The organism is Chishuiella changwenlii, assembly GCF_900142565.1.
Lineage (GTDB): Bacteria > Bacteroidota > Bacteroidia > Flavobacteriales > Weeksellaceae > Empedobacter > Empedobacter changwenlii.
The window spans coordinates 328,660-351,134 of the sequence record NZ_FRBH01000001.1 but is presented as its reverse complement, the minus strand read 5'-3'; the positions used below and the strand labels follow the sequence as shown (position 1 = coordinate 351,134).

Genomic DNA, 22,475 nt, shown 5'->3' with positions numbered 1-22,475 from the left:
TAAAAAATGAAAAAATTTTTAAAATATATATCAATCGCTATAATCGGTGGTCTTGCTATCACAAGTTGTTCGGATGACGATTTGTTAAAAGTAAATCCTGCGGATTATGATGCAGCTGTTATTGCTACACCAAGTGATAATGCGAGCTTAGTTTTAACTGAGGATAAATTAGATTCAACTTATACATTTAAATGGAATAAGGCTGAGTATGGTTTAAATGTTATTCCAAGATATACGTTGGAAATTACAACTAAAGATGATGCAGCTTTTGCTAAAGCAGTACAATTAACAACAAATTCAACAGCAGTAGAGTTTTCAACTTCTTACAAGGATTTGAATACAAAAGTTCTTGAACTTGGAATTGCTCCTAATGTTGCAGAAGAATTAATTTACCGTGTTGTTTCTACTTTAGGAACACAACAATCTCAACAATTAATTTCGGCAGTACAGACAATTACAATTACTGCTTATCCAACAGATTTGTCTACAAACTGGGGAATTGTTGGTTCTGCCGCTCCAAATGGATGGGATGGTCCTGATGTTCAATTTTGGAAATCTGGAGTAATAAATGTACTTGTTGCTTATACAGATTTAAAAGGTGATAGTGAAATTAAATTCCGTCAAGATAACAAATGGGATTTTGATTACGGAGATAATGGAGCTGACGGTACTCTAGAAAAAGGAGGGTCTAATATTAAAATAGCAAAAACTGGAACTTACAAAATAACAATGAATCTTAATGATCTAACATATAAGATTGAAGAGTTTTCTTGGGGGTTAGTAGGAGATGCTACACCAAATGGATGGGATGGTCCAGATACAAAATTAATGTATGATGGAACAATTGATTCTTGGGTTACAACTGTAACAATGAAAACAGGAGAATACAAATTCCGCCAAAATGATAAATGGGATGTAAGTTACGGAGGAACTGATACACCTGGAGTATTAACGAATGAGAATGGAGGAAATATTAAAATAACTGCAGGAACTTATAAAATAACTGCAAACTTTAATAAATCTACTTATTCAGCTGAAGCACAATAGAAATTTTATTTCTCAATCATAATCAATTTTTAAAGGCCATTAAAATTTAATTTTTAATGGCTTTTTTTACCAAAAAATCACAAAAAATCACAAAAAAATGAAGAACATTTTATCCATTATGATGTTGCTTTTAGTCATATTTCTAAAGGCACAAATTACGACGAGTCCGTCTGTTATAGAAGCTAATCAACCAGCAACTATTTTTTTTGATAAAGCAGGTACTGGCTTAGAAAATTATTCAGGTACTATTTATGCACATACAGGTGTAACTGTAAATGGACAAGCTTGGCAAAGTGTAATTGGAAATTGGGGAGAAGATAATGTACAACCAAAATTAACGTATGTATCTGGAACAACTTATAAATTAGAAATTCCAACTTCTATTTATCAATTTTATAATGTTGGTTCTAATCAAAATATTACGGCGATCAACATTCTTTTTAGAGGAGCAGGTGGATCACCACAAACAGCAGATTATACTATTCAAGTAGGTTCGTTCCGAATGACATTAAATAATCCATTAGAAAATTCGATTACAAATGTTGCTTCAGGAACCAGTTTTACAATTGATGCAACTGCAACTAAAGCTGCAAATTGGAAATTAACTGCAAATGGAACAGAGGTAGGAAGTTCTACAAATATTTCTACTTTTAATTTGACTTATCCAATTATAAATAGCCAGAACTTTACATTGTCAGCAGAAAATGCAGGACAAATAATATCAAAATCATTTCAAGTTTTTGTAAAACCAACGGTTAATGAAACTGCAATTCCTGCAAACTTAAAACAAGGAATTAATTATGTAGACAATGATCCTACAAAGGCTTATTTAGTTTTATATGCACCTCATAAAGAGTTTATTCATGTAATAGGTTCATTTAATAATTGGCAAATTTCGAATGAATATGTTATGAACCGTGATGTAACCAATAAAGATTTATTTTGGTTAGAGCTAAATAATTTAAATGCAGGCGAGGTTTACTCTTTTCAATATAGAACAAGTGATGGTGTAAAAACAGCAGATCCGTATTCTACATTAGTACTTTCACCTTACGATGATCAATATATAACATCAGCAACTTATCCTAATATGCCTGTTTATCCAGCAGGACAAGAATTTGAGGTTTCTGTTCTACAGACTAATCAAACAAAATACAATTGGAAAGTAACTAATTTTGATAGACCAAATAAGGAAAATTTAATTATTTACGAATTATTAGTTCGTGATTTTAATACTGCAAAAACATGGGAATCTTTAATCAATGATTTTGATTATTTTAAAAATTTAAATGTTAATGCAATAGAAATTATGCCTGTAATGGAATTTGAAGGTAATATTTCTTGGGGTTACAATACAGCGTATCATTTAGCTTTAGACAAAGCTTATGGACCAGCATCTAAAATGAAAGAGTTTGTAGATTTATGTCATCAAAATGGAATTTCTGTTATTTTAGATATAGCTTTAAATCACGTTTTCGGACGTTCGCCTTTAGTAAGAATGTGGATGAATGATCCAGAAGGAGATGGTTTTGGAGATCCAAATGCACAAAACCCATATCTTAATCAAGAAGCTAAACATAGTTACAATGTTGGTTACGATATCAATCATCAATTAGCACCTTCTCAATATTATGTAAATCGTACAATAGAACATTGGATAAATGAATATAAGATTGATGGAATTCGTTGGGATTTAACAAAAGGATTTACACAAGAATGTTCTGCATCTGATGAAAATTGTACAAATGGATATCATGCAGATCGTGTGGCTATTCTAAAGAAATATGCAGACAATCAATGGGCAGTAGATCCTAATTCGTATGTTATTTTTGAGCATTTAGGAAATAACGGTTCTGCACAAGAGGAAACAGAATGGGCAAATTATAGAATAAACGAAGGAAAAGGAATTATGCTTTGGGGAAAAGCAACAAATAATTACAATCAAAATACAATGGGATATGAATCTGATAGTAATTTTGATTGGTTAAAACATTCTGTAAAAGGTTTTACAAAGAAACATTTAGTAGGTTATGCAGAAAGCCATGATGAAGAACGTATGATGTTTAAAAACTTACAATATGGACCAACAAATGGGTCATATAATGTAAAAGATTTAAATACTTCATTAGAAAGACAAAAAGCATTAGCAGCAGTTTTATTTACGATTCCTGGACCAAAAATGTTTTGGCAATTTGGAGAGTTAGGATATGAATATTCAATTAACCATTGTCAAAATAGTACAATTAGCGATGGTTGTCGTACAGATCCAAAACCTATTCCTGCTGAAATTGGTTATTTAGAAAACACGAATAGACAAAGTGTGTACGATGTTTGGGCAAAAATTATTGGATTAAGATTAAATAATAAAGTATTCGAAACAGATGATTATACAATTACATCTGGAGATTTAAAACCAAGAATTCACATTAAAAATGATAATTTAAGTAATGGAGAATTGAAAGATGTTGTAGTAATTGCAAACTTTGAAACATCTGCTCAGAATATTTCACCACTATTCCCATATTTAGGAAATTGGTATAATTTAATGGATGAAACAGTTGTAACACCAACAAATACAAATTCGTCTTACACGGTTACATTAAACCCTGGTGAGTTTAGAATTTTCGGAAATCAAAAAGCGACTTTATCAACAGATGATAAGATTGTTAATTCTGATAAAATTGTCGTTACTCCAAATCCAGCAACGAATTATTTTAGGTTAAATGTTGCAGCAAAAGATATCAAAGTGTATGATATTTCTGGAAAATTAGTAAAAGAATTTAATGGATCTTTTATAGCAAACAATCAATTTAATATTGGTTCATTAAACAAAGGAGTTTACTTAGTTGTTTTAAATACAAACAAAGGAAAAACAACAACAAAATTAATTAAGAAGTAAATATCTAAATCATTAATAAAATTTAACCCAATATTTCAAAAGAGATATTGGGTTATTTTTTATACTTTTTTTGAAATTATTTTGTCTATTCTTCGACAAGCTCTGAATGACAAAATAACTAATTTTTCGATGCAAAATCCTTTTCAGAATTTCACTTTAAGTTATAATTTAATTGTAGTGAATTTTTAAATTTGTTAGCACATTAGCACATTAGCACATTAGCACATTAGCACATTAGCACTTTTAAAAATTCAATTTTACATTGTATTTTTCGTAGAATTTTTTGATGTGATTTACTGCTTCATCTGCTGTATCAACCAATCGGAAAAGATCTAAATCTTTCTCAGAAATATAACCTTCTTCTAGCATTCTACTTTTCAACCAATCTATTAATCCTTTCCAATATTCTGTACCAACCAAAACAATAGGGAAACGACCTGTTTTCTTTGTTTGGATTAATGTTAAGGCTTCAAATAATTCATCTAACGTTCCAAAACCTCCTGGCATTACAATAAAACCTTGCGAATATTTTACGAACATTACTTTACGTGCGAAAAAATAATCGAAATTAATTTCGTATTCACGATCGATGTATTTATTTAAACTTGTCTCAAAAGGTAATGTAACTCCTAATCCAACCGAAGAACCTCCTCCTTTCTGTGCACCTTTATTTGCAGCTTCCATAATAGCTGGTCCGCCACCTGTAATAACGCCAAAACCTATTTTTGTTAAGTTGTAAGCAACTTCTTCTGCTAATTTATAATGTGGATGATCTTCTACTGTACGAGCAGAACCAAAAATAGAAACACAAGGACCAATTTTAGACATGGTTTCGTAACCATTTACAAACTCAGCCATAATCTTAAATAATGCCCAAGAGTCATTTATTCTAATTTCGTTCCAGTCTTTAGGTCGGAATGGAGATTGTATTCTATCGTCTTCTTTTTCTTTATCTGTCATAATTTTATTTTATAAAAAAAACCGTAACATAAATGTTACGGTTCAATATACAATTTATTTATGTTTTTATACTTAATCTCTGCTCATAAAAATTCTTAAAATATACCAGAACAATAACATTAATGAAGCAAATAATGATAATGCCGCAGCGATATATTGTTGTGTTCCAAATTCATATCTTAATTGGTGTGTGTTATATAAAATTGCTCCACCAGCTAATGCACACATTCCTACAGAGAACCATAATCCTAAATCGAATCCGAATAGCATTCCAGCAATAACTAGTCCTATTGCTAAGAAGAATCCAATTGTTAAAGCTCCTCTTAAAACAGAGAAATCAGCTTTTGTAAGAAATACAATTGCAGATAAACCTACAAATAATCCTCCTGTAACAACAGCAGCTTGTTTAATAACAAAAGTTCCGCCATAGTATAAAGCTATATAAAGCATAGGAACAAATATTAATGCTTCAGCAATAATATATAAAAGATATCCTAAATATTGTTTAGACTTAGATAAAGATCCGTAAGCCATTTTTTGTGCTACCCAAGTAATTCCCATAAAACCACCAAGTAAAGCTAACCAAAGATATCCATGTGTTAAACTCAACATAAATGTAACCAATGGGTCTATTTGTAATAATAACGACTCTATAATTACAAAAACTAGAACACCTCCAGCAACATGACCATACGTGTGTTTGTAAAAATTAGCTCTTTCCACATTCGTAGCATCTGCTACCAATTGGTTTGCGTTATAAAATTGTTGATTTTCCATCTTATTTTTCGTTTAGTTTTTTATCAGTTATTTAAATTTGATGCTAAAATAATGATTTTTTGAGACATTTATATTATCTCTTGTCGAGTGGACTTGTAAACTTTGATCCAATCTATTAGTCCAATTACAGATAAAACTAGTAAAACCGCATATTGGCTAGACGTTATAACAGCTCCTTTATAAATCATTAATGGAATCATAATAATATCACCAACAATCCAAAAAATCCAATTTTCTATTTTTCTTCTTGCCATCATCCACATTCCGATAAGAAAAGTAGCTGTAACAGTAGCATCTATAAAATCAATCGGTGAGTAATGAAACTTACATTGATTAATATAACTCCAATCAAAACCATTCTGAATAACAGGGCGGAAATAATAAATGCTTAGAATAAATAAAAAGCTTGCTATAAAAAGAATAGAAGCTAGGAAGTATTCTTTTTTATTAGCCCAAAAGACATCTACATGTATATGGTCTTCTTCAAGATTTTTTTGCCACAAAATCCAACCATAAATAGCCATTACTGTATAGTAAAAATTAATAATGGTTTCACCATATAAACCCCAACTAAAAAATAAATAGATAAATATAAAAGTAGAGATTACAGTAGTAGGGTAAACCCAAATATTTCTTTTATAAGTAAAGTAAACAGATATAATTCCAAATAAGGTAGCAATAATTTCTAAAACAATATTTAATGTAGAATATGTTTTATAAGGAGCTAATATATAATCTATAAAATTATTCATAATCCAATACCCAAATTAAATAATGCTCATTTACTATTTTATAAAAAGCATGATATTTTCTACTTTTTACTTCATCAGAAATCCAACAAACAATTGGTTTATTTTCTATTAAATCAAATTCTTCAATACGATAATGATTTAAGAAATTCCATAAATTTCCGCCATTCAATTTATATAGTCCTTCCTTTATTCCCCAAATAATATGCAGAAATTCTATTTCTTCATCTTTCGGAATCCACTCTATTTCATCTGCTCGAGCAAATTTATGCTTAATGTTAAGAATTTTTTTCGGACGAGATAATTCAATATCAATTCCTATGTTAAATTCGCTAACACCAACAGCAACTAATCCGTAAGAATGGGTAATAGAAATTTCTTTATTTGTGGGCAAATAAGGCTTACCTCTTTCATCGTAAAGCACATCATAATCTAAATCCAATTTCTTTAAACAAGCCCTTAATCCTAGGTATTCACGTGCTTGTTTTGGGCGAAGATTATGAAATTTCTCCACTCTATAATCCTTCAGTTGAAGATACTCTAACATTTCTTCATTACTTTCGCTTACATCCCAAGTAATTATGCGAGTATGTTTATGGTCGTTTATATAATCAATGACTGGCATTTTTATAATCGTAAATTAGTTTGTAAATTTGTATCTTATAAATTTAATAAAATTAAAAGTTAGTTAAATATATCAATTGATGGATACAAAAACGCAATACATTCCTTACAAAGTTAAAGATATTTCTTTAGCTGAATGGGGAAGAAAGGAAATTACGTTGGCCGAGGCGGAAATGCCAGGGTTAATGGCTATCCGTGAAGAGTATAAAGCTGCTCAACCTTTGAAAGGTTCTCGCATCGCGGGTTGTTTACATATGACAATCCAAACTGCTGTACTTATCGAAACGTTAGTTGCTTTAGGAGCAGATGTTACATGGTCTTCATGTAATATTTTCTCTACACAAGATCATGCTGCTGCTGCAATTGCTGCTGCTGGTATTCCTGTGTATGCTTGGAAAGGGATGAACGAAGAGGAATTCGATTGGTGTATCGAGCAAACATTATTCTTCGGTGAAGATCGCAAACCATTAAACTTAATTTTAGATGATGGTGGAGATTTAACGAATATGGTGATTGATCGTTACCCAGAATTAGTTGCTGAGATCAAAGGATTATCAGAAGAAACAACTACAGGTGTACACCGTCTTTACGAAAGAATGGAAAAAGGTACATTACCAATGCCTGCAATTAATGTAAACGATTCTGTAACAAAATCGAAATTCGATAACAAATACGGATGTCGTGAGTCTGCTGTTGATGCGATTCGTCGTGGAACAGATTTAATGATTGCTGGTAAACGTGTTGTAGTTTGTGGTTTTGGTGATGTAGGTAAAGGAACTGCAGAATCTTTCCGCGGAGCTGGAGCTATTGTTACAGTAACAGAAATCGATCCTATTTGTGCATTACAAGCTGCAATGGAAGGTTACGAAGTTAAAAAATTAGATACAGTTGTTGCTACAGCTGATATTATTATTACAACAACTGGTAACTTTGGAATTGTACGTGCAGAGCATTTCTTAAAAATGAAAGACAAAACTGTAGTATGTAACATTGGTCACTTCGATAATGAAATCGATATGGCTTGGCTAAACAGTAACTACGGAGATACAAAAGATGTAATTAAGCCTCAAGTAGACAAATACAACATCAACGGAAATGATATTATCATTTTAGCTGAAGGTCGTTTAGTTAACTTAGGAATTGCAACAGGACACCCTTCTTTTGTAATGTCTAACTCTTTTTCTAACCAAACGTTAGCGCAAATCGAATTATGGACAAACTCATCTGCTTACGAAAATAAAGTATATACTTTACCTAAGCATTTAGATGAAAAAGTTGCAGAATTACATTTAGCTAAATTGGGAGTTGAATTAGAAGTTTTATCTCAAAAACAAGCAGAATACATTGGTGTACCGGTTGAAGGACCATTCAAACCAGAATATTATAGATATTAATTAATTTTAATTTATTTTTTATTTGAAGTAAAAAAAAGCACACACTTAACTATATATACCCTCGCCCTGAACAAGCGAGGGTTTTTTTATATTATGTAGAAGTTAGATTTTAGATTTTAGAAATTAGAATTTAGATTTTTTTTCACTTTCTACTTTCCATTGTCACATTGAGCCTGCTAAAACCTTAAATGAATTAAGAAAGACTTAAAAACCTAAGAACCTAATAACTTATGTCTTAAATCTAATTAAAGCAATTTCTCATCAACCAAATTAGGTAAAGTAACTTTTAATAATGGTTCCTGTTTCATAGCGCGTTTTATAGCAAAAATAGCTTCATCATTTCTAGCCCAAGATCTGCGGGCAATTCCATTGTTTACATCCCAATGCAACATAGATTTTAAACGATTTTCAGCATCAGTAGAACCATCTAATAACATTCCGAAACCTCCGTTAATTACTTCTCCCCAACCAACGCCACCACCGTTGTGTATAGAAACCCAAGTAGCACCACGGAAACTATCACCAATTACATTATGAATCGCCATATCTGCTGTAAATTTCGATCCATCATAAATATTAGACGTTTCACGGAAAGGAGAATCTGTACCCGAAACATCATGATGATCTCTTCCTAATACTACCGCTCCAATATCACCTTTAGAAATAGCATCATTAAAAGCTTTTGCAATTTTAATTCGTCCCTCAGCATCAGCATATAAAATACGAGCTTGCGAACCAACAACTAATTTATTTTCTTGTGCACCTTTTATCCAAGTAATATTATCTTGCATTTGTTGCTGAATTTCTACAGGAGAATCTTTCATTATTTCTTCTAAAACTTGACAAGCAATTTTATCTGTTTTTTGTAAATCTTCTGGTTTTCCAGAGGTACAAACCCAACGAAATGGTCCAAATCCAAAATCAAAACACATTGGTCCCATAATATCTTGTACATAGCTAGCATATTTAAAGTCTATTCCGTTTTCAGCCATTACATCAGCACCAGCACGAGATGCTTCTAATAAAAATGCATTTCCATAATCAAAGAAATATGTCCCTTTAGCAGTATGTTTATTAACGGCATCGGCATGACGTCGTAAACTTTCTTGTACTTTATCTTTAAATAATGTTGGATTGTCCGCCATCATTTTATTAGCATCTTCAAATGATAATCCAGCTGGATAATAACCACCAGCCCAAGGATTATGTAAAGAAGTTTGATCTGAGCCAAGTTCAATATAAACATTCTCTTTATCAAATTTTTCCCAAACATCTACAATGTTACCATTGTATGCAATAGAAACAACTTCTTTATCCTCTTTTGCTTTACGAACACGAGAAACTAATTCATCTAAATCAGAAATAACTTCATCTACCCAACCTTGTTCGTGTCTTTTCCAAGTAGCAGCAGGGTTTACTTCTGCTGTTACAGAAACTACACCAGCAATGTTTCCAGCTTTTGGTTGAGCACCAGACATACCACCTAAACCAGCTGTAACAAATAATTTTCCAGCTGTTCCGTCAGCGTCTATTTTGCGACAACCATTTAAAACTGTAATTGTAGTGCCATGTACAATACCTTGTGGACCAATATACATGTAACTACCAGCAGTCATTTGTCCATATTGAGAAACACCTAAAGCATTCATTTTTTCCCAATCATCTGGTTGAGAATAATTAGGTATAACCATTCCATTTGTTACAACAACTCTAGGTGCATTTTTATGAGAAGGGAATAAACCCATAGGATGACCAGAATACATAACCAATGTTTGTTCATCTGTCATTTCAGACAAATATTTCATTGTTAATAAATACTGAGCCCAGTTCTGAAAAACAGCTCCATTTCCTCCGTATGTTATTAATTCATCTGGATGTTGTGCAACAGCGGGGTCTAGATTATTCTGAATCATTAACTGAATAGCTTTTGCTTGTTCAGAATTTCCTGGATATTCTGCTATTGGTCTTGCGAATATTTCATAATCGGGTTTTAAACGATGCATATATATTCGTCCAAACTCTTCTAATTCTTGTTTAAATTCAGGAATTAATGTACTATGATGTTGAGGTTCAAAATAACGTAAAGCATTTTTAATTGCTAATTTTTTCTCCTCATCAGTTAATATTTCTTTACGCTTTGGTGCGTGACTTACATTATTATTTCTTTCTTTTTTAACAGGTAAAATAGAAGGAATTCCTTGTTGTATCTGTTCTTGAAATGTCATTTTGAGTTTTTATTTATAGGTTTTTGTCAGTTCTTTTTTGTCAATAAAAAATAAGATAATAAACCCAATAAAGTAGCACAGTAAATCTATCCATGAGAATGATGTTCCAAAAATAATTTTTGCAGCTTTATTATGTTCCAATCCTATTAATATTATAAAGTTAAAGTATTGCAATATTTCTACTACAAAAGAAAAAATTAGAGTAAAAATAGCAATATATAAAGGTTTTATATTGATAAATGCTTTGATGAAATAGTAAATAAAAATCACAACCAAAATATCACCAACAAATGGACGAATAATTTTATCTCTTACATACAATGCAATTATCACCTCGATAATAAAGATGATACTTGCAATGAAAAATGATTTTTTATCAAATCTAAGCATGTTTATTTTTTAGTTGTACCTTATTATTTTACTAAATGTGATGTTGAAATGAATTCAACATGACACTTGATGGATTAAACTTATTTTATAATCAATTACTACGAATTCATAATTAAATCCTTGAAATCATCAGTCTGTAATAAATCTATAATATTATTGATATCATCACCAATTAAACGATCATCTTCTAATTTAGGGCATATTGTACGAACTTTTGCGAAAACTTGTTCTAGATAAGGACTAGATTTTTTTGGACGTCTAAATTCTAAACCTTGACAAGCATACATTAATTCTATTGCTAATATACGTTCTACATTATCTAAAACCTGATTAAATTTTCGTCCAGAAATACTTCCCATAGAAACGTGATCTTCTTGTCCTAAAGAAGTTGGAATACTATCTGCAGAAGCAGGAAAACATAATGTTTTATTTTCTGTACAAAGAGCCGCAGAAGTATACTGAGGAATCATAAAACCAGAATTTAATCCCGAACTTTCTGTTAATAATTTTGGTAATCCATATTTACCTTCAATTAATAAATATTGTCTTCTATCAGAAATATTTCCTAATTCAGATGCAGCAATTGTAGCATAATCTAATGCCATAGCTAAGGGTTGCCCGTGAAAGTTTCCACCAGAAATAGCTTCTTCATCAGAAATAACAATAGGATTATCTGTAACAGAATTTAGCTCAATTTCTGCTAATTCTTGTAAATGGAAAAAAGCATTTCTAGAAGCTCCATGCACCTGAGGTATACAACGTAAAGAGTAAGGGTCTTGAACACGACCACAATCTTGATGTGAATAAGCGATGCCAGAATCTTTTAATAAATTTCTCATTCGTTCAGCAACTAAAACAGTTCCTTTAAAAGCACGAATTTCATGTAATTCCTTTTTAAAAGGACTAGCAGAACCTTCATAAGCTTCTAAAGAAAGAGCGCCAACAACATCTGCTAAGTTTAATAAATATTCAAATTTCTTTAGTCCATGCAGTGCATGAGATAAAATAAATTGCGTACCATTAATTAATCCTAAACCTTCTTTTGCAGATAAATTTAATGGCTCTAAATGATGTTTTGCTAAGGCTTCTTTTGTTGTAATAATTTTATCACCTTCCCATACTTTACCTTCTCCAATTAATGGTAAAAATAAATGAGATAGTGGAGCTAAATCTCCAGATGCACCAACAGAACCTTTTTCTGGAACAACAGGAATAATATCTTTTTCTATCATTAATAGAATACGTTCTACAACTTCCAAAGTAACACCAGAGAATCCTTTAGATAATGCATGAGCTTTTGCTATTAACATCGTTTTGGAAATTTCTTTTTTAATAGGATTACCAACACCAACAGCATGACTAATTAAAAGATTGTGTTGTAGTTGACGTGTTTCTTCTTCCGAAATTTTAGTATCACATAAAGGTCCAAATCCAGTGTTTATTCCATATACTGTTTGTCCAGAAGCAATTATTTTAGCAACATTTTGTTGAGATATTATAATTTGTTCTTTACTTGTTTCATTAAGATTAATGGTACTTTTTCCGTTATCAATTGCTTTAAAATCCTCAAAGGATAAAAAGTCTATACCATAAGTTTTTGTCATTGTATTTTAATTTTGGATATGCCAAATATAACGTTTTCGGGATTATTATAAATAATAGAAATCATACTATAGGTAATTATTGATATTTGATAAGGTTTTATATCGCTATCTTTTATAAATTTGCAGAAATTTTTATGTAATGTGTGATAAACATCTTCATGACGAAATAGGAGACGATCATATGTCAGCAAACTTAGAGACTCCTCTAAGAGATGATGCTTTTGAATTGTCTGCAGAAGAAAAAGTAGAAAAGATAGAGGCGGATTTCCGTAATATCATGGAAACTTTAGGATTAGATTTAACAGATGATAGTTTGAAAGGAACTCCAAAACGAGTAGCAAAAATGTTTGTGAAAGAAATTTTTGGTGGATTATTACCAGAACGCAAACCTGGAATGTCAACTTTCGAAAATAAATATAACTACAACCAAATGTTAGTTGAAAAGGATATCGTAGTTTATTCTACTTGCGAACACCATTTCTTACCTATCGTTGGACGAGCACATGTAGGTTATATTTCGAAAGGAAAAGTAATCGGATTATCAAAAATGAATCGTATTGTAGAATACTATGCAAAACGACCACAAGTACAAGAGCGTTTAACAATGCAAATTGTAAAAGCAATGCAAGAGGCTTTAGGTACAGATGATGTTGCATGTATTGTAGATGCAAAACATTTATGTGTTAACTCACGTGGAATAAAAGACATCGAATCTAGTACAGTTACTGCTGAATATGGTGGAGCTTTCAAAGACAACGAACAATTAAGAAAAGAGTTTATTGCTTACATTGGCATGAAGACTCCTTTTAATGTTTAAAATAATAAACCCTTAAAAATGGTAAAAGAAAATCAATTAAAAGTACATAATTCCTTATCAGGACAAAAAGAAATATTCGAACCTATTAATCAAGATAATGTTGGAATGTATGTCTGTGGTCCTACCGTGTATAGCAATGTACATTTAGGAAACGTGCGAACATTTATGTCTTTTGATATGATTTATCGTTACTTAAAATTTTTAGGTTATAAAGTACGCTACGTTCGTAATATTACAGATGCTGGACATTTAACAGATGATGGTAATGTAGAAAATGATCGTTTTGTAAAACAATCAAAATTAGAGAAGCTAGAACCAATGGAAATTGTACAGAAATATACTGTAGATTTTCACCATGTTTTAGAAAAATTTAATTTACTTCCTCCAACAATAGAGCCAACAGCTACAGGTCATATTTTAGAGCAAATAGAATTAGCTGAAAAGCTAATAGAATTAGGTTTTGCATATGAAGTAAACGGATCTGTTTATTTTGATGTAGAAGCTTACAATAAAAAAGGCTTAAACTATGGTGAATTAAGTAATCGTAATATCGAGGAATTAATTAACAATACGCGCGATTTAGATGGACAGGGAGAAAAGAAAAATCCAGTAGATTTTGCTCTTTGGAAAAATGCTTCACCTGCTCATATTATGCGTTGGACTTCTCCTTGGGGAGAAGGTTTTCCTGGTTGGCACTTAGAGTGTACTGTAATGAGTACAAAATATCTTGGAGATTTCTTCGATATTCACGGAGGAGGAATGGATCTTAAATTCCCTCATCATGAATGTGAGATTGCTCAAGCAAAAGGTTGTAATGGACATGATCCAGTTAAATATTGGATGCATGCTAATATGTTAACCATGAATGGTCAACGTATGAGTAAATCGACAGGGAATTACATTCTACCAATGGAATTAATGACTGGAAATAATAATTTCTTTGAGAAAGCATTTCACCCAAGTATTGTTCGTTTTTGTTTCTTACAAGCACATTACAGAAGTGTTTTAGATATTTCTAATGATGCAATGTTGGCTTCTGAAAAAGGTTATAACCGTTTAATGGAAGCTTTAAAAACATTAGAAAATATTACACCAAAGAAAACGTCTACAGTTAATATTTCTGAGTTAGAAACGAAGTTCTACACAGCAATGGATGACGATTTTAATACACCAATTCTTATCGCTCATTTATTTGATGCAGTAAAAATGATTAATTCTATCAAAGATAGTTTTGAGAATATTACGGCAGAAGATTTAGAAAAATTAAAAACATTAATGAATGGTTTTGTTCGTGATGTTTTAGGATTAGAATCTAACGATGTTAACGAAAGCTCTGAGAAATTAGATGGTGTTGTAAAAATGCTAATCGAAATGCGTAATCAAGCACGTGTTGATAAAAACTGGGCTTTATCCGATCAAATTCGTGATGAATTGAGTGCTTTAGGTATTCAATTAAAAGATGGATCAGAAGGAACAACATACTCTTTTTAAGAGATATTTATAATATTTTTAACCCACTTAGCTATAAGTGGGTTTTTTGTATATTTTAATTTTAGATTACTTTTGTAAGGATTTATTCAAGAGGATGAAAAAAACAATCATTGGTTTATTTTTATTAGGATCAGTTTATGCTGAGGCACAAACAGATTCTACTAGAATTCTAAAACCGCTAAAAGGATCATCTACAAATGATTCTGTAACATATTTCAAAACAAAAATTGAGGATTATAAATTTTGGACAAATAGTAGAAAGCCAGAAATTATTGATACAACATTAAGTATCAAAAACTTTTATAATCAGAATTTTATTCGAAGAGATGCGTTTGGAAAATTATTTTTCCCAAATGTTGGTGGGGCTGTAGTTGATTTAGAATATCAAGATACGCCGTTTTCTACAAGCTTATTACCAACTGGAAAAAAGTATAACTACTATTTTGCAGATGATATAAAGTATTATGATGTAAAAACACCTTACACAGAATTTATTTATGAAAATGGTGTAAAAGAAGGTAACTTCTTATCATCAACATTCTCGCATAATATCAATAAACAATTTAATTATACTTTTCATTATAGAGGTTTAATTTCCGAAGGACGTTTCAGAAATGAAAAAGCACAGAATAATACATTTGTATTTTCATCTAATTATAAAACCAAATCAGAACGCTTTAAATTATGGTGGCATTACGCAGCACAAAATTTAAAGAATAATGAAAATGGAGGAATAAGCGATATTAATGATTTTATTTTGCAAGATGAACGTAGGTTATCTAACCTTCGTAATATTCCAGTAAATTCTCAAACAGCAAAGTCTGATTTTGATGCACGTCGAATTCAAGTTAATGCTTCGTATGGTATTTTAAGAAAATTAAACGAAAAAGATTCAACTTATTTTAATCCAATTCTTTTAAAGAATACAGTAACGTACGAAAAACAAAAATACCGTTACGAAGATTCATCTCCATCAGCACAGTTGTATTTTTCTCCAATAATCCAAGGAATAGGAACGTCTAGTCTAAAAAGTTCAACTGATTTTTCCAATGTTACAACCGCAGGTTTTCAATGGACAGATCGTATACAAATAGAAGCTGGAGTTAAATTTCAGAGTTTAAGAGTTTTCGCAGAACAACCTTTGGTTGCTCGTTTAGAAGATACAAATGGTAATGTTATTTACGATGTAAATAACCCAAGAGAAATTAAAGAAAACTTATTTGGAATTGTAGGAAAAGTTAATTTTGATTGGAATGAAAAATTAAAGCTTTTCGGAAATGTAGAGTATTTGCAAAGTGACAATTATAAAAGTGTTTACAATGTAGATGCGGTTTTAGATATTACACCAATTGCAGGTTATACATTATCTGCAGGAGCATTAATTCAATCTAAGATTCCGTCTTTAAATGCTATTTATAATCAAAGTTTCTATGCAAATTTTAATTATGCGAATCAGTTTCAGACAGAAAATATTCAAAAACTTTTTGCTAAACTGAATTTAGAAAAATTAAATACAACATTAGAAGGAGCTGTTTATAATATAGATAATAAAGTTTATTTAGATGCCGATTTAGTTTATAAGCAGTTAAATGATAATATCAATTACTTTAGATTAAAAGGAGAAAATCACCTTCGTTTCGGAAATATTAATTTAGTTTCTACTTTACAATATCAGAAAGTATCAAAAAATGAAGATATAATGCCTTTACCAGATTTCTTAATACGAGAAACATTATACTGGCAAGGAGAATTATTTAATAAAAATGCACAATTACAAGCTGGAATAAATGCTACATATTTTTCAAAATATAGAGGATTAACTTATAATCCAGTTTTAAATGAATTTGCTATTCAAAATGCAGCAATTCAAAGAATAGGTGCATATCCTATTTTAGATGTTTTTGTTAACTTTAAAGTTCGTAATATGCGTTTTTATATTAGAGGAGAACATTTAAATGCATCGTTTGTTTCACAACCAGATTATTTTTCAACATCTAATGTTCCATATAGAGGATTTAAATTTCAGCTAGGAATTAAATGGAATATTTTTAGTTAAAAAAAAATATATAAAAAAAAGCACCTTCAAAATGGAGGTGTTTTTTTATGCTTCTTTGTATGAATAAGTTGAAATAATTGAATTTTTAAGAATAAAGAATATTTATTAATTTAGGGAAAATTTTTCAGATGAAGTACTTTATCCCGCTTTCTATTTTGTTTTCCGCATCAATATTTGGTCAAAATTTGAATATTGAACAAGCTAAAAAAATATTTGATTTACCTAATCATTGTATTGAAGTTGAGTATCCAAATAAACTTGGAAATGTAATAGGAAGTGAAGAGGATTTAAAGACTCCAAAACAGCTTCGGCCTATATTTTATGGTTGTTTTGATTGGCACTCATCTGTACATGGATTTTGGTCTATTATAAATTTAATGAAAGACTTTCCCGAATTAGATCAAGATAATAGTGTAAGGAATAAATTAAACCATTTAATTACAAAAGAGAATGTCGAAATTGAAATGTCATTTTTTAATGATAGAAATAACAAATCTTTTGAAAGAACATATGGTTGGGCTTGGTTATTGATGTTGCAAATGGAATTAAATAATTGGCAAGATAAGGACGCTAAAATTTGGGCAAATAACTTAAAACCATTAAGTGATTTAATTGTTACAAGGTATAAAGAATATTTACCAAAGTTGGTTTACCCAATTAGAACAGGAACACATGATAATACTGCTTTTGGATTAAGTTTGTCTTTAGATTATGCTCGTTCTGTTGGTGATAAATCTTTTGAAGATGTGATTATTAAAAATGTAAATAGACTATATTCTAAAGATGTGAAATGTAATATAGCTTTTGAGCCTAGTGGGTCTGATTTTTTGTCTCCTTGTTTAGAGGAAGCTTTAGTTATGTCTAAGGTAAAAAATGAAGAAGATTACAAGAATTGGTTAAAGGGATTCTTACCTCAAATGTTTAAGAAGAAATTTGATTTGCAACCAGGTGTTGTTTCTGATAGGACAGATGGTCATTTAGTACATTTGGATGGTTTAAATTTTAGTAGAGCAACCGCGCTATTTAAAATTCAACAAAAATTACCATCATTAAAACATTTGAATGGTATTGCATTAAATCATCTTAATTACTCTTTGAATAATATTACGAATGATGATTATATGGGAAGTCATTGGCTCGGAACTTTTGCACTTTACGCACTAAAAACGAAACACGAAATTAATAAATAGAATCATAGATTAAGATATTTAATAGTCAAATTTATTTATATGCCACAAGATATTTTTATTAAAGGAAAACTTCTTAATCAATATATTTATTCGTTTTTAGCGTTATTAATAATTGTATTCCTTTTAGATATTTTTTTCGCCCAAACTATTCATATTTATATATCTTTAGGTCTATGTATATTACTTATTGTATTTATATATTTAAAAGACCAAATAAAAAATAATACTTTTTTTCGTTTTTGCATTTTGTTTGGTGTTAGCTTTCTAATATTTATATTCGATTCCTATTATTCACCAACAGCCATGGTTTTTTTATCTTATGTTACTTTAGTAGGTACCTTTCCAGTAGTGCTTAATTTAAATAAGGATAAAAATTATATTATTATACTTTTTCTTATTATCGCTTTTCAAATCATACTAAATATATCAACAGATTATAATCTGTTTAGAAATGAAAACTTAACAACTAATGATATAGAATTTAGAAGAGGTAATGAAGTTTTTCAATTGGTTTATTTTATTACCATGAATGTCTATTTTATCTATAAATTACAAACGGCTAAATTGCTTCACATAAAAGAAAAGAGTAGTAAAGTTCTAGAAAGATTACCAGTTCCATTAGATTCAGTAAAAGAATTACAACAATTAGCAATAACAAATAATCCTATTTTTTTATCTGAATTTAGATCTGTTTTTCCTGATTTTGAAATAAAACTTTTAGAGTTAGCTCCAAATATGATTATTTCTGAATTAGAAATTTGTGCATTTGTTAAATTAAATATCACTACAAAAGAAATAGCATCTTATACGAAGTCTTCTATAAGAGCGGTAGAAGGTAAAAAGTATAGAATACGTAAAAAATTAGCCTTAGATAAAGAGACAGATTTATACGTTTACATTAATAAAATTTAGTTCTGCACTAATTACTATGCTAGAATAATTTATTCGTAAGTAATTTTTTTGTTAACAAACAGAATAAAAATAACCTTTTAAGAAGTAGAAATTCTATTTTTTAAAAGGTTATTTTATTTAATATTAGATATTTAAATCGTTAGATTTTATTCATAATTTTTTTATAATAAAAAGTTAAGATTAAATTAAAATATAATTATATTTACTCAAATCGATAAATAAAAAGCGATTGTTTTGCGAATACACATTGTTTGTTTTAGAATAATTGCGATTATAATAATTTAAATTTTTGATGAAAAATACATTTATTTTATTGTTTGGGATTTCAAGTTGTTTAGTATTTGCACAAGTTGGAATTGGAACAAACAATCCAAAAACTACTTTAGATGTAGCAGGAGATCTTAATTTAAGAAGAGAATTAAGAGTAGGAGGTACAGCTTCTGTAAATGGAAATGCTGGGACAGCGGGGCAAGTATTGGTATCTAGTGGAAATAGTGCAGTGCCTACATGGAAATCTGTTAATACTCCATTTGCTTCAGCAGGGGATTATCAATTAGTTAATACAAAAGTATTATTTGATCGTACAGGAATCAATTTTTCAGCTAACACGAATAATACTCCAGCTGCGTATATTAGTACATTAGGAGAAAATATTAGTACAAATGGTTGGGTACAGATACCAGGATTACAAACTACTATACTAGTTGAACAAGAGGGGAATACGCTATCGTTAATATTTCAAACTGGTGTAGAATCTAATTCTGGAGCAAGCACAATTACAGATAATCGTTTAGTAAAGTATATGTGCGGTATTTTTCAAAATGATTTATTAGTGGCTTTTCGTGGAGATGAATTATTAGATGTTCATAGAAAAGACGCAAATAACGAAGGAGTTTATACATTAAGTTATTCTGTTGATGATTTACCAGTAGCAAATCATGTTTTTAAAGTAGCTTGTAGAAGAATACAGACCACGGCTGGAACTTATGAATTTGCAATTGGTAGACCAATAACAAGTTCAGCAATTTCAAATGCTTTCATGTTACAATCAGTTATTAAAATTGAATTATTAGAACCAGTACGTTAAATATGAAAAAAGTATTATCAATTATAGTATTATCATTTGTAATAAATTCATTTGCACAAGTAGGAATTAATACAATAAATCCAAGAGCATCTTTAGATGTACAAGGAGGAGTAACAATAAGAGGAAATATTAGAACGTCAGGGACTGATACAAATAAAGGACAAACAGGTAGAATGTCCAATCTACTTGTTTCAAGAGGAGCAGGTAACTCACCAGAATGGAGATCTCTTCGTCTTCCAATTGTAAAATCGGGACGTTATTACATGTTATTTGCAAATTCATATAGTGATCGAGTTGGAATTAGACCAACAACATTAACAGGAACAACTCCTGTAACTTACGATATGGCTTTACCAACATCATGGTCTGTTATTTCAAATTTAACGCAAACATTTTCAGTAATTAATCCTGTAAACAGAGTTTTTGTTTTATTTGAAGCAGTTGCACAAATAAACTCTTCTGCACAATACCACGGAGTCGATTTTACATGTGGAGTTTTTATTGATGATAAATTGGTTGGAGCTAGAACAGTTGATCTTTATCAAGCAACTACAGCTGGTAACAGTGTTTTTAGGACTTTCACAATTTTAGCAACTACAGATCAACCTTTATCAGTTAGTAATTCTCATGTTATAAAAATTGCTTGTACTAGAAGAAGTAATTACGGAGGATTTACAGGAAATCTTGGGATAGGAATACCTGAATCTGCAACTACAGCTAATATCAATGATTTTATGTCACAATCATCTCTTCGTGTAGAGGTTTTTGAAACACCTGCTAGTACTTTAAATGTTGTTAATTAATAAAAAATATTACATATGCTTAAGAATATATTTTTTACAGTTTTATTTCTTCCCGTTTTTGGATTAGCACAATTGGGGATAGGTACAAGTTTACCTAATGCAATGTTAGATGTTAATGGAGATATGAATGTTCTCAATCAGTTGTCTCTTGGTGGAAGCGAATCTGATGCTGGTAATACTGGTGTTAGTGGACAAATAGTTGCTTCTAACGGAGCAAATCCTGCTTCATGGCAAGATATAAGAGTTCCAGCAGGAACTAGTGCATTAGTTTTATCTTCTAAATATGTTCAAGATGATCAAGTTGGGGTAACGCTTGTTCAAGGGTTGACAACTCCATATCTTGAAAATTCTGATATTTCAGCCGAATGGTTAGTGATTGATGGTTTAACAACCAATTTTGAAGTGAAAAAAACAACGAATAAGGTAAATTTCGCAGCGCAAACTGTTGCGCAAAGAGATAATAGTGATGTAGCGAGTTATGCATGTGCTGTATTTGTTGATGATAAATTAAGAGCAGTACGTACAGATGCTATTAACACAACTGCAGGTGGGTACAGAGTTTATAACATGAATGTTACCTTAAGTAATTTGGCAGTAGGAGTACATGTAGCAAAATTTGCTTGTAGAGGAAGAAATTTTAATAGTACAGGCTCACTAGCTGTAGGAAGAGTTTTAAATGCAACTTATCTTACTCCTGGAATGGCTAAATCTGTTCTAAAAACTATAATACTAGAAACTTTATAATTTTTTTAAATTTTTATTATATTAATTAATCGTCTTTATCATTCCTGATAAGACGATTTTTTTATATCTTGGTTTATATAAAAGAGTAAATTAAATGGAAGTTTTTCTTAATCAATTCGATGATTATTATACACTTTCTCAAAATACCAAAAGCGAATTATTAAAAATTTGCAATACACATCACTATAATAAAAACGAAATTGTTTTATCACAAGGAGATTTAGCATCTAATTATTACATTGTAAAAAAAGGCCTTTTAGGCTATTATACACTCAATGAAAATGGAACAATAATTTATAAGATTTTTTTTGAGGAAAATAGTTTCGTTGCCTCAACAGTTTCTATTATAGAAAATAAACCAAGTGATTTTAGTATAATTGCATTAGAAGATACAGAGTTAATCTCTTTGCCGGCAGAGAAGTTTAGGAAATTATTTTATGAATGTCATGATTTGGCACTTTTTCAGATTAACTATTTAGAGAGAAACTGGGTAGTTGAAAAAGAAAAACTAGAGATTGGATTGAAAACTGATTTAGCAAAGCATAGATATGAAGAGTTATCTAAAAACACTTCGTTAATTAATCGATTAAAACAACATCATATAGCCTCATATTTAGGCATTACACCAACACAATTAAGTAGGATACGTAAAGAATTAAAATTATAAATTTATCAACATATGTAAATGTTTTACTTTTTATTTAAA

Annotated in this window: 19 protein-coding genes; 12 read left to right on the top strand and 7 right to left on the bottom strand. The window is 30.3% G+C overall.

The annotated features are described in order from the left end of the window. Positions 1 to 6: 6 nt before the first annotated feature. On the top strand, positions 7 to 1,047 hold the full coding sequence (locus BUA86_RS01595; protein WP_072929212.1) for a SusE domain-containing protein: 1,041 nt from the start codon (positions 7 to 9) through the stop codon (positions 1,045 to 1,047). Between the two features lie 97 nt (positions 1,048 to 1,144). Beyond that, the gene (locus BUA86_RS01590) at positions 1,145 to 3,946 is read left to right on the top strand and encodes a T9SS type A sorting domain-containing protein (protein ID WP_072929210.1); all 2,802 of its coding nucleotides are present in this window, start codon (positions 1,145 to 1,147) and stop codon (positions 3,944 to 3,946) included. A 243-nt stretch (positions 3,947 to 4,189) separates the two neighbouring features. Here the strand turns inward: BUA86_RS01590 and BUA86_RS01585 are convergent, their stop codons facing one another. The 4 genes from BUA86_RS01585 to BUA86_RS01570 form a co-directional block, all read right to left on the bottom strand. Then, positions 4,190 to 4,906 (bottom strand): LOG family protein, encoded by a 717-nt coding sequence (locus BUA86_RS01585; RefSeq protein WP_072929208.1) that lies wholly within the window; start codon positions 4,904 to 4,906, stop codon positions 4,190 to 4,192. 72 nt (positions 4,907 to 4,978) lie between these two features. Further along, positions 4,979 to 5,683 carry a Bax inhibitor-1/YccA family protein gene (locus BUA86_RS01580; protein WP_072929206.1) on the bottom strand — a complete coding sequence of 235 codons (705 nt, stop codon included), beginning with the start codon at positions 5,681 to 5,683 and terminating at the stop codon, positions 4,979 to 4,981. A 68-nt stretch (positions 5,684 to 5,751) separates the two neighbouring features. After that, positions 5,752 to 6,435 carry a nicotinamide riboside transporter PnuC gene (pnuC, locus tag BUA86_RS01575; RefSeq protein ID WP_072929204.1) on the bottom strand — a complete coding sequence of 228 codons (684 nt, stop codon included), beginning with the start codon at positions 6,433 to 6,435 and terminating at the stop codon, positions 5,752 to 5,754. Next, positions 6,428 to 7,057 carry a 4'-phosphopantetheinyl transferase family protein gene (locus BUA86_RS01570; RefSeq protein ID WP_072929202.1) on the bottom strand — a complete coding sequence of 210 codons (630 nt, stop codon included), beginning with the start codon at positions 7,055 to 7,057 and terminating at the stop codon, positions 6,428 to 6,430. Before BUA86_RS01570 ends, pnuC begins: the two co-directional genes overlap by 8 nt. Before the next feature lie 79 nt (positions 7,058 to 7,136). Here BUA86_RS01570 and ahcY point away from each other — a divergent pair, with 79 nt between their 5' ends. Next, positions 7,137 to 8,450: an adenosylhomocysteinase gene (gene ahcY, locus BUA86_RS01565; protein ID WP_072929200.1), complete on the top strand. Its 1,314-nt coding sequence runs from the start codon at positions 7,137 to 7,139 to the stop codon at positions 8,448 to 8,450. A 245-nt stretch (positions 8,451 to 8,695) separates the two neighbouring features. Here ahcY and BUA86_RS01560 read toward each other — a convergent pair whose 3' ends face one another. The 3 genes from BUA86_RS01560 to hutH all read right to left on the bottom strand — a co-directional run bounded on the left by BUA86_RS01560 (position 8,696) and on the right by hutH (position 12,669). Continuing rightward, a complete protein-coding gene (locus BUA86_RS01560; RefSeq protein WP_072929198.1) occupies positions 8,696 to 10,675 on the bottom strand; it encodes a urocanate hydratase in 1,980 nt (659 codons plus the stop codon). Between the two features lie 9 nt (positions 10,676 to 10,684). Continuing rightward, positions 10,685 to 11,065, bottom strand: a complete 381-nt coding sequence (locus BUA86_RS01555; protein WP_072929196.1) for a ribosomal maturation YjgA family protein — start codon at positions 11,063 to 11,065, stop codon at positions 10,685 to 10,687. Between the two features lie 98 nt (positions 11,066 to 11,163). Beyond that, a complete protein-coding gene (gene hutH / locus BUA86_RS01550) occupies positions 11,164 to 12,669 on the bottom strand; it encodes a histidine ammonia-lyase (RefSeq protein WP_072929194.1) in 1,506 nt (501 codons plus the stop codon). A 139-nt stretch (positions 12,670 to 12,808) separates the two neighbouring features. Here hutH and folE point away from each other — a divergent pair, with 139 nt between their 5' ends. From folE to BUA86_RS01505, 9 genes are all read left to right on the top strand, one after another. Then, positions 12,809 to 13,486: a GTP cyclohydrolase I FolE gene (gene folE / locus BUA86_RS01545; protein ID WP_072929192.1), complete on the top strand. Its 678-nt coding sequence runs from the start codon at positions 12,809 to 12,811 to the stop codon at positions 13,484 to 13,486. A gap of 18 nt (positions 13,487 to 13,504) precedes the next feature. Next, entirely contained in the window at positions 13,505 to 14,977 is a 1,473-nt protein-coding gene (gene cysS / locus BUA86_RS01540) for a cysteine--tRNA ligase (RefSeq protein WP_072929190.1), read from the top strand. Between the two features lie 94 nt (positions 14,978 to 15,071). After that, a complete protein-coding gene (locus BUA86_RS01535) occupies positions 15,072 to 17,033 on the top strand; it encodes a putative porin (protein ID WP_072929188.1) in 1,962 nt (653 codons plus the stop codon). Between the two features lie 128 nt (positions 17,034 to 17,161). Then, a complete protein-coding gene (locus BUA86_RS01530) occupies positions 17,162 to 18,223 on the top strand; it encodes a DUF2891 domain-containing protein (protein WP_072929186.1) in 1,062 nt (353 codons plus the stop codon). 303 nt (positions 18,224 to 18,526) lie between these two features. Continuing rightward, the gene (locus tag BUA86_RS01525) at positions 18,527 to 19,135 is read left to right on the top strand and encodes a helix-turn-helix transcriptional regulator (protein WP_143147215.1); all 609 of its coding nucleotides are present in this window, start codon (positions 18,527 to 18,529) and stop codon (positions 19,133 to 19,135) included. Between the two features lie 292 nt (positions 19,136 to 19,427). After that, complete coding sequence (locus BUA86_RS01520) at positions 19,428 to 20,222, top strand: hypothetical protein (RefSeq protein ID WP_072929182.1); 795 nt, start codon at positions 19,428 to 19,430, stop codon at positions 20,220 to 20,222. A 2-nt stretch (positions 20,223 to 20,224) separates the two neighbouring features. Continuing rightward, positions 20,225 to 21,025 (top strand): hypothetical protein, encoded by an 801-nt coding sequence (locus BUA86_RS01515; protein ID WP_072929180.1) that lies wholly within the window; start codon positions 20,225 to 20,227, stop codon positions 21,023 to 21,025. A 15-nt stretch (positions 21,026 to 21,040) separates the two neighbouring features. Beyond that, positions 21,041 to 21,769, top strand: coding sequence for a hypothetical protein (locus tag BUA86_RS01510; RefSeq protein WP_072929178.1), 729 nt, complete (start codon positions 21,041 to 21,043; stop codon positions 21,767 to 21,769). 94 nt (positions 21,770 to 21,863) lie between these two features. Beyond that, positions 21,864 to 22,436 carry a Crp/Fnr family transcriptional regulator gene (locus BUA86_RS01505; RefSeq protein WP_072929176.1) on the top strand — a complete coding sequence of 191 codons (573 nt, stop codon included), beginning with the start codon at positions 21,864 to 21,866 and terminating at the stop codon, positions 22,434 to 22,436. Positions 22,437 to 22,475: the final 39 nt, after the last annotated feature.

Coding starts and splice junctions, on each gene's coding strand:
- BUA86_RS01505 (WP_072929176.1), top strand. CDS start 21,864: ATGGAAGTTTTTCTTAATCAATTCGATGATTATTATACACTTTCTCAA.
- BUA86_RS01510 (WP_072929178.1), top strand. CDS start 21,041: ATGCTTAAGAATATATTTTTTACAGTTTTATTTCTTCCCGTTTTTGGA.
- BUA86_RS01535 (WP_072929188.1), top strand. CDS start 15,072: ATGAAAAAAACAATCATTGGTTTATTTTTATTAGGATCAGTTTATGCT.
- BUA86_RS01585 (WP_072929208.1), bottom strand. CDS start 4,906: ATGACAGATAAAGAAAAAGAAGACGATAGAATACAATCTCCATTCCGA.
- ahcY (WP_072929200.1), top strand. CDS start 7,137: ATGGATACAAAAACGCAATACATTCCTTACAAAGTTAAAGATATTTCT.
- BUA86_RS01530 (WP_072929186.1), top strand. CDS start 17,162: ATGAAGTACTTTATCCCGCTTTCTATTTTGTTTTCCGCATCAATATTT.
- BUA86_RS01520 (WP_072929182.1), top strand. CDS start 19,428: ATGAAAAATACATTTATTTTATTGTTTGGGATTTCAAGTTGTTTAGTA.
- BUA86_RS01525 (WP_143147215.1), top strand. CDS start 18,527: ATGGTTTTTTTATCTTATGTTACTTTAGTAGGTACCTTTCCAGTAGTG.
- BUA86_RS01590 (WP_072929210.1), top strand. CDS start 1,145: ATGAAGAACATTTTATCCATTATGATGTTGCTTTTAGTCATATTTCTA.
- BUA86_RS01515 (WP_072929180.1), top strand. CDS start 20,225: ATGAAAAAAGTATTATCAATTATAGTATTATCATTTGTAATAAATTCA.
- cysS (WP_072929190.1), top strand. CDS start 13,505: ATGGTAAAAGAAAATCAATTAAAAGTACATAATTCCTTATCAGGACAA.
- BUA86_RS01595 (WP_072929212.1), top strand. CDS start 7: ATGAAAAAATTTTTAAAATATATATCAATCGCTATAATCGGTGGTCTT.
- BUA86_RS01560 (WP_072929198.1), bottom strand. CDS start 10,675: ATGACATTTCAAGAACAGATACAACAAGGAATTCCTTCTATTTTACCT.
- BUA86_RS01555 (WP_072929196.1), bottom strand. CDS start 11,065: ATGCTTAGATTTGATAAAAAATCATTTTTCATTGCAAGTATCATCTTT.
- BUA86_RS01580 (WP_072929206.1), bottom strand. CDS start 5,683: ATGGAAAATCAACAATTTTATAACGCAAACCAATTGGTAGCAGATGCT.
- BUA86_RS01570 (WP_072929202.1), bottom strand. CDS start 7,057: ATGCCAGTCATTGATTATATAAACGACCATAAACATACTCGCATAATT.
- folE (WP_072929192.1), top strand. CDS start 12,809: ATGTGTGATAAACATCTTCATGACGAAATAGGAGACGATCATATGTCA.
- pnuC (WP_072929204.1), bottom strand. CDS start 6,435: ATGAATAATTTTATAGATTATATATTAGCTCCTTATAAAACATATTCT.
- hutH (WP_072929194.1), bottom strand. CDS start 12,669: ATGACAAAAACTTATGGTATAGACTTTTTATCCTTTGAGGATTTTAAA.